Source organism: Streptomyces sp. NPDC059957, assembly GCF_042730015.1.
Classification (GTDB): domain Bacteria; phylum Actinomycetota; class Actinomycetes; order Streptomycetales; family Streptomycetaceae; genus Streptomyces.
This window is the reverse complement of sequence record NZ_JBHWMB010000060.1, coordinates 43,205-55,242: the sequence shown is the minus strand read 5'-3', so window position 1 is coordinate 55,242 and position 12,038 is coordinate 43,205. Positions and strand designations below refer to the sequence as shown.

At 72.4% G+C, this 12,038-nt stretch carries 10 protein-coding genes; 7 read left to right on the top strand and 3 right to left on the bottom strand.

Annotated features, from left to right (window positions below; all coding sequences use genetic code 11):
• Nucleotides 1–559 precede the first annotated feature (559 nt).
• Both ACFWBW_RS31320 and ptsP read left to right on the top strand, forming a co-directional pair.
• Nucleotides 560–1,009: a PTS glucose transporter subunit IIA gene (locus tag ACFWBW_RS31320; RefSeq protein ID WP_385379583.1), complete on the top strand. Its 450-nt coding sequence runs from the start codon at nucleotides 560–562 to the stop codon at nucleotides 1,007–1,009.
• 74 nt (nucleotides 1,010–1,083) lie between these two features.
• On the top strand, nucleotides 1,084–2,754 hold the full coding sequence (gene ptsP, locus ACFWBW_RS31315; protein ID WP_385379580.1) for a phosphoenolpyruvate--protein phosphotransferase: 1,671 nt from the start codon (nucleotides 1,084–1,086) through the stop codon (nucleotides 2,752–2,754).
• A 104-nt stretch (nucleotides 2,755–2,858) separates the two neighbouring features.
• On the opposite strand, the gene ACFWBW_RS31310 is transcribed toward ptsP, so the two are convergent.
• Together ACFWBW_RS31310 and ACFWBW_RS31305 are read right to left on the bottom strand one after the other, a co-directional pair.
• Nucleotides 2,859–3,776, bottom strand: coding sequence for a hypothetical protein (locus ACFWBW_RS31310; RefSeq protein WP_385379577.1), 918 nt, complete (start codon nucleotides 3,774–3,776; stop codon nucleotides 2,859–2,861).
• Nucleotides 3,777–3,846: 70 nt separating this feature from the next.
• Complete coding sequence (locus ACFWBW_RS31305) at nucleotides 3,847–5,826, bottom strand: acetoacetate--CoA ligase (protein ID WP_385379573.1); 1,980 nt, start codon at nucleotides 5,824–5,826, stop codon at nucleotides 3,847–3,849.
• 248 nt (nucleotides 5,827–6,074) lie between these two features.
• Between ACFWBW_RS31305 and ACFWBW_RS31300 the strand changes: the two genes are divergently transcribed.
• Nucleotides 6,075–8,489 carry a glycoside hydrolase family 31 protein gene (locus ACFWBW_RS31300; protein ID WP_385379570.1) on the top strand — a complete coding sequence of 805 codons (2,415 nt, stop codon included), beginning with the start codon at nucleotides 6,075–6,077 and terminating at the stop codon, nucleotides 8,487–8,489.
• Between the two features lie 32 nt (nucleotides 8,490–8,521).
• Here the strand turns inward: ACFWBW_RS31300 and ACFWBW_RS31295 are convergent, their stop codons facing one another.
• On the bottom strand, nucleotides 8,522–9,040 hold the full coding sequence (locus ACFWBW_RS31295) for an NUDIX domain-containing protein (RefSeq protein WP_385379568.1): 519 nt from the start codon (nucleotides 9,038–9,040) through the stop codon (nucleotides 8,522–8,524).
• Nucleotides 9,041–9,063: 23 nt separating this feature from the next.
• On the opposite strand from ACFWBW_RS31295, the gene ACFWBW_RS31290 reads away from it, so the two are divergent.
• From ACFWBW_RS31290 to ACFWBW_RS31275, 4 genes are read left to right on the top strand one after another with little or no spacing between them, the layout of a single operon-like run.
• Nucleotides 9,064–9,801: a M15 family metallopeptidase gene (locus ACFWBW_RS31290; protein WP_385379565.1), complete on the top strand. Its 738-nt coding sequence runs from the start codon at nucleotides 9,064–9,066 to the stop codon at nucleotides 9,799–9,801.
• A gap of 13 nt (nucleotides 9,802–9,814) precedes the next feature.
• Nucleotides 9,815–10,195, top strand: coding sequence for an Mpo1-like protein (locus ACFWBW_RS31285; RefSeq protein WP_385379564.1), 381 nt, complete (start codon nucleotides 9,815–9,817; stop codon nucleotides 10,193–10,195).
• A gap of 43 nt (nucleotides 10,196–10,238) precedes the next feature.
• Nucleotides 10,239–10,700 carry a Zn-ribbon domain-containing OB-fold protein gene (locus ACFWBW_RS31280; RefSeq protein WP_385379561.1) on the top strand — a complete coding sequence of 154 codons (462 nt, stop codon included), beginning with the start codon at nucleotides 10,239–10,241 and terminating at the stop codon, nucleotides 10,698–10,700.
• The gene (locus ACFWBW_RS31275) at nucleotides 10,697–11,896 is read left to right on the top strand and encodes a lipid-transfer protein (RefSeq protein ID WP_385379558.1); all 1,200 of its coding nucleotides are present in this window, start codon (nucleotides 10,697–10,699) and stop codon (nucleotides 11,894–11,896) included. The genes ACFWBW_RS31280 and ACFWBW_RS31275 overlap by 4 nt, the downstream gene beginning before the upstream one ends.
• Nucleotides 11,897–12,038 lie beyond the last annotated feature (142 nt).

Here is a 12,038-nt window from a genome sequence, read left to right as displayed (position 1 = left end):
GGCACGCTGTTGAGTTCTCAAGGAACGGACGCTTCCTTTGTACTCACCCTCAGTAACAATTACTGGGGCTTTCCTCCGGGCTTTCGTTCTGTTCTGTTCTTGCGTTTCAGACTCTATCAGAGTCCGTCTCGCTTGTTTCCGCCTTCCAGGTCATCCGCTTTCGCGGTTTCCCTTTCCGGCGAGTCCGACTCTAGCAGTTCTTTTCTTTCCCTCTGACCACTCCCCGTTTTGCCGAATAGGCATGCGGAAAGGAGGTGAGATCAAGATCGGAACAAGAGAGAGGAGGAGTCCCGTCCATCGGCCGTTCGCGAAATGTTCACGCGGGGCGTCCCGGCGGGAGTCACGACAGTACAGGTCCATCGGGACCCAAGCAAATCGATTCAGGCGTATGGTCTAGTCCACCGGTCTAGTCCACTAGTCTCCGTGCCGAAGGACCAGTCCGGTTCGGGACCAACATCGGGCGAACCCGAACATGTTGTGACTTATCCTTCTGGAGAGTACGCCGTTCGCGACAGGTAGTGACGGCGACACGAAGAAGCCCCACCCCTGGGAGGCCCCCATGACCAGCGTGACGTCCCCACTTGCCGGGACCGCCATCGGACTCGCGGCAGTGCCCGATCCGGTGTTCTCCGGCGCGATGGTGGGACCGGGCACCGCTATTGATCCTGTGCGCGAGCCTTCGGAGGCGGTGTCCCCCGTAGACGGTGTAGTCGTCTCCCTGCACCCGCACGCGTACGTCGTCGTCGACAGTGAAGGCCACGGCGTGCTCACGCACCTGGGGATCGACACCGTTCAGCTCAACGGCGAGGGCTTCGAGCTGCTCGTCAACAAGGGCGACACCGTGACCCGCGGCCAGGCCGTCATCCGCTGGAACCCGGCTGCGGTCGAGGCCGCCGGCAAGTCCCCCATCTGCCCCGTCGTGGCACTGGAAGCGACTGCCGACTCCCTCACTGACGTCGTCGAGGCCGGAGAAATGAAGGCCGGAGACGTTCTCTTCGGCTGGCAGTGACGTATCCGCCTGCTCGGGCGAACTGGACATCCAACGCGGCGGGTGGATCCGCCGCTCAATCGGAGACGGGTGAAATGGAGACAACGCTGCGAGGCGTCGGCGTGAGCCACGGTGTGGCGATCGGCGAGGTTCGGCACATGGGCACGGCGGTTCTCGAACCGCCGGCGAGGCAGATCACCGCGGACGAGGCGGAGCGCGAACAGGGGCGCGCCCGCCAGGCCGTGGAAGCCGTATCGGCCGACCTGATCGCCCGGGGCCAGCTGGCCGGTGGCGAGGCCCAGCACGTGCTCGAGGCCCAGGCGATGATCGCCACGGACCCCGAGCTCATGGCGGACGTCGACCGGCGCATCGCCGTCGGCAGCACCGCCGAGCGCGGTGTGTACGACGCGTTCGCCGCTTACCGTGACCTGCTCGCCGGTGCCGGTGAGTACATGGCCGGACGCGTGGCCGACCTGGACGACGTGCGCAACCGCATCGTGGCGCGCCTGCTCGGCGTGCCGATGCCGGGTGTACCCGACAGCGACGAGCCGTACGTGCTGATCGCGCGGGACCTGGCTCCCGCCGACACCGCTCTGCTCGACCCGGCGCTGGTCCTCGGTTTCGTGACCGAGGAAGGTGGCCCGACCAGCCACAGCGCGATCCTCGCGCGTGCGCTGGGTGTGCCGGCCATCGTGGCGCTGCCGGGTGCCGGTGAGATCGCCGAAGGTACGGTCATCGCCGTCGACGGCAGCACCGGTGACCTGTTCGTGGAGCCGAGCGCGGCGAAGCGGGCCGAGTTGGAGGCCGCGGCTGCCGAGCGCAAGGCCGCCCTCTCCGCTTCTTCCGGTCCGGGTGCCACGTCCGACGGTCACAAGGTGCCGCTGCTGGCCAACATCGGCGGCCCGGCGGACGTGCCGGCTGCCGTCGATGCCGGGGCCGAGGGTGTGGGCCTGTTCCGCACCGAGTTCCTCTTCCTCGACGACAGCAAGCACGCCCCGACCGAGGAGAAGCAGGTCGAGTCGTACCGCAAGGTGCTCGAAGCCTTCCCCGAGGGTCGTGTCGTCGTACGCGTTCTGGATGCCGGCGCCGACAAGCCGCTGGACTTCCTGACCCCGGCCGATGAGCCGAACCCGGCTCTGGGCGTCCGTGGTCTGCGCTCGCTGCTCGACCACCCGGACGTGCTGCGCACGCAGCTCACCGCGCTGGCCAAGGCTTCCGAGGGGCTGCCGGTCTACCTCGAGGTCATGGCCCCGATGGTGGCCGACCGCATCGACGCCAAGGCGTTCGCGGACGCCTGCCGCGAGGCCGGTCTGAAGGCGAAGTTCGGTGCGATGGTGGAGATCCCCTCTGCCGCGCTGCGGGCGCGCTCGATCCTCCAGGAGGTCGAGTTCCTCTCACTGGGCACCAATGACCTGGCCCAGTACGCCTTCGCCGCCGACCGTCAGGTCGGCGCCGTCTCAAGGCTGCAGGACCCGTGGCAGCCCGCGCTGCTCGACCTGATCGCCATGTCGGCCGAGGCCGCCAAGGCCGAGGGCAAGAGCTGTGGCGTCTGTGGCGAGGCCGCCTCCGACCCGCTGCTGGCCTGTGTGCTGACGGGTCTGGGTGTCACCTCTCTGTCGATGGGTGCCGCTTCGATTCCTTACGTGCGGGCGACGCTGGCCAAGTACACCCTCGCGCAGTGCGAGCGTGCGGCTGCCGCCGCGCGTGCCACGGACAGCGCCGAGGAAGCCCGGGTGGCCGCCCAGGCGGTCCTGTCCGGCGAGTAGTACGGGAAGGCGCCGCACCGCTGGGTGTGTCGTCGACGTTCGAGGGGCCTTCGCCGGTGGCGGGGGCCCCTCGGCCGTTGCCGGGCGGGCGGCGACCGCCCGGCTCAGTGGTGCGGCCCCGGTTCGTCCACCTCGTAGCCGGGGCAGTACTCGACGCCGGGCTCGGGGCCTACGGGGTCCCCGGTGTCGGCGTCCGTGCAGTAGGCGTTGAAGACGGCCGCCGCCGAGAGGGGTACCAGGCGGCCGCGGTCCAGGCGCCAGCCGTGGACGCGGTCCCGGTCGCCCTCGGCGGTGGTGCGCAGGACCAGTCCCCCGGGCCCGCCGAGGGCCAGGCCCGCGGCGAGGACGGTCACGAAGTCCAGGCCGTCGCGGCCGTCCACCCGGTGCCGGCCGCCGGGGCCGGTGTCGGCGTGCAGGACCGCCACGAGCTGTTCGTCCTGGGCCGGGACGCTGCACACCAGGTGGTGGTGGCCGGGGCCGGCCCGGTCCACCAGGCGCCGGAGCGCCTCTGTGGCGCGCTCGAAGGAGGCGGTCCCGATGTCCTCCCCGCAGTCGGCGCAGCGGCCCACTTCGGCCAGCAGCGAGCTCGCGTACTCCCAGGTGGCCTGGCGGACGGCCGCGTCCACGAGGAGCGGGATCAGTTCGTCGATGGGCTGCCCGGCGTACGGGAGACCGCCGGTGGCGCCGCCCAGTGCGGCGGTGAAGCGGGTGCGGGCCCCGGGGGTGTCCGGATCGAGTCCGCGGTCCGCGCAGTAGTCGGCGTACTCCACCGGGTCGAAGAGGGCGACTGTGGTGTGGATGCCCTGGGCCGCGAGGGAGCGGAGCAGCCGGTCCACGTGGTCCAGGTAGTCGCGGTGGTCGTCGAAGGCGAAGCTGCGGTATCCGCGCATGGCCGCGAAGTCCCAGGCGTCGGCCAGGAGGCCGACGGTGCTGGGGACTTCGCGGCGCAGGGTGCGGCGCCTGCCGGTGCGGGGCGGGCGGCCCCTGGTGGCGGCGGTTCCGGTGTCGTTCGAGCGTGGCATGGTTCCCCCTGAGTGACGCGATCGCTTGCTCACTCAGAGTAATCATCGCCACTGACAGTGGCCGGCCGCGTCAGCGGCGAGTGCGGGCGAGCTCCTCGTAGAAGTGCAGGAGGTCGAGGTTGTCGACCGAGCCCGGGTTGACCGCTTTGGCCATGGGGGCGCCCTGGAGGAGGCGCTTGACCGGGACCTCGATGCGCTTGCCGGTGAGGGTGTGCGGGATGCCGGGAACCTCGATGATCTCGTCGGGGACGTGGCGCGGGGAGAGCTCCTCGCGGATCGTCGCCTTGATCCGGGAGCGGAGCGCGTCGTCGAGGACGGCTCCCGGCACGAGGTGGACGAAGAGCGGCATCCAGTACCCGCCGTTCGGCTCCTCCAGGCCGATGACCAGGGATTCCTTGATCTCCGGGAGTCGCTCGACCGCCTCGTAGATGTCCGCGGAGCCCATCCGGACGCCCTGGCGGTTCAGGGTGGAGTCGGAGCGGCCGTGGATGACGACGGAACCGTGGTCGGTGATCGTGATCCAGTCCCCGTGGCGCCAGGTGCCGGGGAACATCTCGAAGTAGCTGTCGCGGTAGCGGCTGCCGTCGGGGTCGTTCCAGAAGCGGATCGGCATGGACGGCATGGGGTTGGTGACGACGAGCTCGCCGACCTCGCCGGTGACGGGCTTGCCGGAGGGGTCCCAGGCCTGGAGGTCCGTGCCCAGGCAGGCGGCCTGGAGCTCGCCGATGTGGACCGGGAGGGTGGGGACGGCGCCGGCGAAGCAGCTGCAGACGTCGGTGCCGCCGCTGACGGAGGCGATCCAGAGGTCCTCGGCCACCTCGTCGTGGAGCCAGCGGAAGCCGTCGGGCGGCAGCGGGGATCCGGTGGTGGCCACGCACTTGACCGAGGAGAGGTCGAAGTCGCGGGAGGGGTGGACCTCCGCCTTGCGACAGGCCATCACGTAGGCGGCGGAGGTCCCGTAGAGGGTGGCCTTGGTCCGCTCCGCGATGCGCCATTGGGCACCGGTGTCGGGGAATCCCGGGCTGCCGTCGTAGAGCACGACGGTCGTTCCGGTGAGCAGGCCGGAGACGAGGAAGTTCCACATCATCCAGCCGGTGGAGGTGTACCAGAAGAAGCGGTCCTCGGGGCCCAGGTCGCAGTGCAGGCCGAGCTGCTTGAGGTGTTCGAGGAGGATGCCGCCCTGCGACTGGACGATGGCCTTGGGCAGGCCCGTGGTGCCGGAGGAGTAGAGGACCCACAGCGGGTGGTCGAAGGGGACCGCTTCGAAGACCGGCTCGGTCTCCCCCGAGGTGAGGGCCGACCAGTCGAGGGCGCCCGCGGGGGCCGGCGTACCGAGGAGCGGGATGTGGACGACGGCGCGCAGCGAGGGGAGCTCGGCGCGCAGCTCGGCGACGGTGTCGCGGCGGTCGTGTTCCTTGCCGCCGTAGCGGTAGCCGTCGACGGTGAAGAGGACCACCGGCTCCACCTGCTGGAAGCGGTCCAGGACGCTGCGGGCGCCGAAATCGGGGGCGCAGGAGGTCCAGACGGCGCCGACGGCGGCGGTGGCGAGGAGTGCGGTGACGGCCTCGGGGATGTTGGGGAGGTAGCCGCTGACCCGGTCGCCCGGGCGCACGCCCAGGGCGCGCAGTTCGGCGGCGAGCGCGCCGACCTGGCGGCGGAGCTCGGCCCAGGTGACGGGGGTGGGCTCGTGGGTCTCGTCCACGTGGAGCAGCGCCGCGTCTCCGGCGCGGGCCGGGTCCTCGGCGGCGCGCAGGGCGTGCTCGGCGTAGTTGAGGGTGGCGCCCCGGAACCAGACCGCGCCCGGCATGGAGCGGTCCGCGAGGACGGCCTCGTACGGGGTGGTGAAGCGTACGTCGAACCACTCGGCGACGGCCTGCCAGAAGGTGTCCAGCTCGTCGACGGACCAGCTGTGCAGGGCCGGGTATCCGCCGTCCGCGGGGGCGCCGTGGTGTTCGGCGGCCCAGGCCTGGAAGGCGGTGATCCGGGCCGCGGCGATCCGGTCGGGGCCCGGGGACCAGAGGGGCTCGGAGGGGGTGGCTGCTGCGGTCATGCGTCGGCTCCCGGTCACGTCTGCGGTTCGCGCTTCGTGGGCGTGTCGTGGTGTGCGGTGTGGTGTGGCGTCTGTGTTCGTACGGTGCCATCGCGCGCGGGGTGTGCGCACGGCGGCTCACAGGGACGATGCCATGTGATCGACATCCGCACCAGAGCCGTCATCGGCGGTCGGCTGTGATCCTTTTGCGGGTGAACGGCAGTTGAACGCCGCCTTCTGGGCCGGGTGGCGGTGGCAGGGTGGGCGCCATGGACGGTCGTGGGCTGGTACGTGCGGTGAAGGACCTCGGCGGCGAACGGGGGCGGCGTGCTTGGCGCTCCGCGTGGCGCAACCGGCGCGTGGACGCGGCGGGGCTCGCGCCCCGGGGCGCGGAGCGGGCGCGGGTGCCGGGTCTGCTGACCGGTACGGAGCCCAGGCCGGGTGGCGGGGTGCTCCGGTTCACCCGTTCGGAGCTGCTGGTACGGGTCACCGTGGGCGGGGCGGTGTTCTGGGGCTGGGACGGCTCCTCGCCGGCGCCCTCGTACGCGGTGGTCGGCAGCGGGCCGGAACCCGATCCGCGCGCCGTACTGGAACCGGACACCGACGGCGGGTGGCGGGTGGTGTCCGAGCGCGTGACGGTGGCGGTGTCCCGGCACGGGGCGGTGGAGGTGCGGACCCCCGGCGGGACGGTGCTGCGGCGGGATCTGCCGCCGCGGTGGTGGGAGCCGGTGGGCGCCGCCGGGTCCGGGGGTGATGCGGCCGGGCCGGGGAGCGGGGGCGGAACGGACGGCGGGGGTACGGGCCGCGGGGGCGGGCGGTGGTTGTTGCGCAGTGAGGTGGCGGCGGACGCGCGGGTGTTCGGGCTGGGCGGGCGGGCGGTGGGGCCTCGGTTGCGGGACGGGAGCTACCGGTTGTGGAACACCGATCCCAAGGGCGGGTTCGGGTCCGGTTCCGGCGAGGACCCGTTGTACATCACGATGCCGGTGCAGTTGGTGGTCGCGGACGCCGGCACGCACCTGGTCTTCCACGACAACTCCTGGGACGGCCGGGTGGTGTTGCGGGAGGGCGAGGAGGGTGCGGGCTCGGGGGCGGACCGGCCCGGCTCCTGTGAACTGCGCATGGAGGGCGGCCCCTTGCGGTGCTGGGTGCTGGTGGGGCCGCCCGGTCGGGTGCTGCAGGGTTGGTCCGGGCTGACCGGCGGGGCCGCCGTGCCGCCGGAGTGGGCGCTCGGGTACCAGCACGCGCGGTGGGGGTTCGGGAGCGCCGCGGAGGTGCGGCGGATCGTGGCGGGGTACGCCGAGCACGGGCTGCCGCTGTCTGCCGTCCATCTGGACATCGATCACTACGACGGCCACCGGGTCTTCACCGTGGACCGCGAGCGGTTCCCCGATCTGCCCGGTTTGGCTCGGGAGTTGGCGGACGGTGGGGTCCGGCTGGTCTCCATCGTCGACCCGGCGGTGAAGGCCGGCGACCCGGTGCACGCCTCGGGGCTCTCGGTCGGCGCGCACGGGGCCTTCGTACGGGACGCGGCGGGGCGGGAGGTCCGGGGCGAGGTGTGGCCGGGCGAGTGCGCGTACCCGGACTTCACCGATCCGGCGGTGCGGCGGTGGTGGGGCGGGCTGTACGAGGAGCGGCTCGCGCAGGGCTTCGCCGGGGTCTGGCACGACATGAACGAGCCCGTCTCCTTCGCCCCGTTCGGGGACCGAACGCTCCCGCGTTCGGCGCGGCACGCGCTGGACGGGGCCGGCGGGGATCACCGGGAGGCGCACAACGTGTACGCCCTCGCGATGGCGCGCGCGGGCTGGGAGGGACTCGTACGGCTGCGCCCGGCCGAGCGGCCGTTCCTCTTCTCCCGGTCGGGGTGGGCGGGGATGCAGCGGTACGGGGGCACGTGGTCCGGTGACGTGGAGAGCAGTTGGGACGGGCTGCGGGCCTCGCTGGCGCTGGTCCTGGGACTCGGGCTGTGCGGGGTGCCGTACTCGGGGCCGGACATCGGCGGCTTCTGGGGCTTCCCCTCGCCTGAGTTGTACCTTCGGTGGCTGCAACTGGGCTCCTACCTGCCGCTGTTCCGGACCCATGCGGCGATCTGGGCGGGGCGGCGGGAGCCGTGGGAGTTCGGGGAGGAGACCACCCGGGCCGCGCGGGCCGTCCTGGCGGAACGGGAGCGGCTGCGACCGTACTTCGTGACGCTGGCCCATCTGGCGCGGCGCACCGGGGCCCCGTACGTGCGGCCGTTGTGGTGGGGGGCGCCGGAGGACCGGGCGCTGCGGGAGTGCGAGGACGCGTTCCTGCTGGGTGACGCCCTGCTGGTGGCTCCGGTGCTGGAATGCGGGTCGGACCGGCGCGCCGTGCGGTTGCCGCGCGGGCGGTGGTACGACACGGCGACGGGCCGGGCCTACGAGGGGCCGGGCCAGATCCTGCTGGACGCCCCGGCGGACCGGATCCCGGTGCTGGCACGGGCCGGCTCACTGATTGCGGTACGGGCGGCCGACGGGTCGGTGGCGCTGGAGGCGTGGGCCCCGGCGCGGGGCCGCACGGGCGGCGGGGTGGTGATCCGGGACCCGGGGCCGGGCTTCGAGCCGGGCGAAGTGGAGCGGTACGTGGTGCGGTGGTCCGGGGACGCGGTGGTGGTGGAGGACGAGGCCGGGGAGCGGGTGGACGGGGTGGTGCTGCGGGGGCTTTGAGACGGGGCGGGTGGGCGAGGTGGGCGGGGGCCTCAGGCCGGGTGCGTGTACCTGCCCTCGAACCATGCCCCGGCGGCCTTCGTGTGGAGCGGGAACGCCAACTGCTCCGGGCCGCGCAGGACGTGCCAGCCGGTGGTTTCACCCGTCGGGGCCGATGCCGGGAGCGAGGCGACGGGGCGCACGGGCAGGAGGCCGAAGACGAGCAGGTGGCCCGCCGGTGAGCTGAGGGTGTCGGCGAGGGCGACCTCGGAGGCCGGGGCGTGGATGCCGGTCTCCTCGCGGAGCTCCCGGACCACGGACTCGCGCCAGTCCTCGCCGAAGTCCATGAACCCGCCGGGCAGGGCGATGCCGCCCAGGGCGGGCTCGATGGTGCGGGTGATGACCACCAGGCCGGTGCCGAGTTCGTCCTCGACGGGAAGGAGGGCGATGGCGACCGGGAGGGGGTTGCGGTAGGCCGTCGTGCCGCACGAGGGGCAGGTACGGGGCCAGTCGGCCGTATCGAACGTGGCTCCACAGGCGGAGCAGTGCGAGTCCTTCAGGTGCGCCGGCATGCGGCGATGGTATGCCAAGGGACATGCGGATGACTGGCGTTGCGGGATGGGCGGGCGCACTCGGAGTGCTGGCGGCGGTGGTCACGCCGGGGGCGGTGGCCGTACCGCCCCGGGCCGTTCCCGCCGGGCAGGCCTCGCCGGGCGGTGGGTTCGTGGCGGTGGGTGAGGTGGATGCGAGCATCGGGCAGGAGATGCGGTACGCCACGTCGGGGAATTTCACCGGGGCGGTCGTGGACGGTTATGACGAGCCCGTCTGTCTGCTCGCCCGGCCCGCCGCCGAGGCGCTGCGGCGGGCGCAGCGGGAGGCGTTGCGCGGTGGGTATTCGCTGCTGGTGTACGACTGCTATCGGCCGCAGCGGGCCGTCGACCGGTTCGTGCGGTGGGCCGGGGACGGGGCGGACCAGCGGACGAAGGCGGAGTTCTATCCGGAGGTGGCCAAGGAACGGCTGATCCCGGAGGGGTACATCGCCGAGAGGTCGGGGCACAGTCGTGGCAGTACCGTCGACGTGACGTTGACGCGCCTCGGGCGGGGGCCGCTCGACATGGGGACCCCGTTCGACTTCTTCGATCCGCTCGCGCACACCGACAGCCCGCGCGTGACGGGTGCGGCCCGCGAGCACCGGAAGCTGCTCGGGCGGCTGCTCGGCGCGCAGGGGTTCGTGAACCTGCCTCAGGAGTGGTGGCATTTCACCCACGCACCGGAGGCGTTCCCGGACACGTATTTCGATTTTCCCGTCTCTGTCGCCTCCGTTCACCGCTGAGTACCGTGCCCGCATGACATTCAGTTCGTACGAGGAGTTCTGGCCCTACTACGTCGCCATGCACTCCCGCGCCGCCACCCGTTGGATCCATCTCACCGGCACCCTTTCCGGTCTCGCCCTCACCGTGTACGGGCTGGCGCGCGGCCGGAAGCGCTATCTCGCCGCGCTCCCCCTGATCGGCTACGGGACCGCCTGGCCGGCGCACTTCCTGATCGAGCGGAACAACCCCGCCACCTTCGGCAATCCGGCGTGGTCGCTGCGCGGGGACGCGCAGATGATCCGGATGATGCTGGCCGGTCGGGACGCGGAACTCGGCGAGATCGCGCGGAAGTGGCTCGCCGAGAACCTGTGCGAGGAGTGCGTTCCCGGGGGTGCGCTCCCGCTCGTTCCCTGACAGACTTCTGACGGTTCGTCAGATGTCGGTTTCGGGAGGGGTCTTGGAACGCACACGCACACCCGTGGTCAGCGGGTGGTTCACCGGGGACGACGCGGACGGCGGCTTCCGCCTGCTGGGCACCCGGTGCTCCGCCTGCTCCGCCGTGTTCTTCCCGCGCGAGGACGCGTACTGCCGCAATCCGCGCTGCCCGGGCGGCGGCGAGCTCGCCGAGACCCCGCTCTCCCCGCGCGGCCGGGTCTGGTCCTACACGGACGGGCGGTACCGGCCGCCCGCGCCGTACGTGTCCGACCCGGACGCGCCCTGGACCCCGTACACCCTGGTCGCCGTGGAGCTGGAGGCCGAGGGGATGGTCGTGCTCGGGCAGGCCGCGGACGGGGTGGGCGTCGGCGATCTGGCGGTCGGGATGGAGGTCGAGGTGGTCGGCGGCGTGCTGAACGAGGATGCCGACGGCACCGCTTGGACCACGTGGCGGTTCCGGCCCGTGGGGGTGGTGGCCGGATGAGCGGCTCCGTCGCCGACATCGCCGTCCTCGGGGCCGGCATGCACCCGTGGGGCAAGTGGGGCCGCAGCTTCGTCGAGTACGGGCGGGCCGCCGCGCGGGCCGCGCTCGCCGACGCCGGGCTGGACTGGACCGACGTGCAGTCCATCGTGGGAGCCGACACCGTCCGCTCGGGCTACCCCGGCTACGTGGCCGGGGCCACCTTCGCGCAGGCGCTGGGCTGGCAGGGCGCACGCGTGACCAGCGTGTACGCCGCCTGCGCGTCCGGCGCCCAGGCCATCGGCGCGGCCCGGGCGCAGATCCTGGCCGGGCTGGCCGACGTGGTGCTGGTGGTCGGGGCGGACGCCGCCCCGAAGGGGTTCTTCGCCCCGGCGGGCGGCGACCGGCCGGACGATCCCGACTGGTTGCGCTTCCGGGTCCTGGGGGCCACGAACCCGGCGTACTTCGCGCTGTACGCCCGGCGCCGCATGGCCCTCTACGGGGACACCGGTGAGGACTTCGCACAGGTCAAGGTGAAGAACGCGGCGGCCGGGCTGCTGAACCCGAACGCCCGCTACCGCAAGGCCGTGACGGCCGAGGAGGTGGCGGCCTCGGCGATCGTCGCCGATCCGCTGCGGCTGCTCGACATCTGCGCCACCTCGGACGGGGGCGCGGCGCTCGTGCTGAGCAGCATGGACTTCGCGCGCTCCCGGGGCGTCGCGGACCCGGTGCGGATCCGGGCCGTGTCCACGGTGACGCCCACGTATCCCCGTACCGTCCTGGACCTGCCGGACATCGCCACCGACTCGACCACCGCGGTCGTACCGGTGCCCGGCTCCTTCCGGGCCTCGATCGCGCGCGCCGCGTACGAGGAGGCGGCGCTCGGACCGGACGACCTCTCGCTCGCCGAGGTCTACGACCTGTCCACCGCGCTGGAGCTGGAGTGGTACGAGGACATCGGCCTGTGCGGGGAGGGCGAAGGGGCCAAGCTCGTACGGGAGGGCGCGACCGCGCTCGGCGGGCGCATTCCCGTCAACACCAGTGGTGGACTGGCGTCGTTCGGGGAGGCCGTGCCGGCGCAGGCCATCGCCCAGGTGTGCGAGCTGACCTGGCAGCTCCGGGGCACCACCGGGGAGCGGCAGGTGGCGGGGGCGCGGGCCGGGATCACCGCGAACCAGGGGCTGTTCGGGCACGGATCGGCGGTCGTCGCCGTGCGCTAGCGGCCTGGCTCAGCCCCTGGTGGGCCGCTGAACAGCGTCTGCTGTCCTCATGCTTGACGGCCCCCAGTGGCGGGTTCACACTCTCTCCACGGTCCCGCGCCGCCGGCGGGACACCGGATCCCCCCATGAGAGCTGCGGCCCG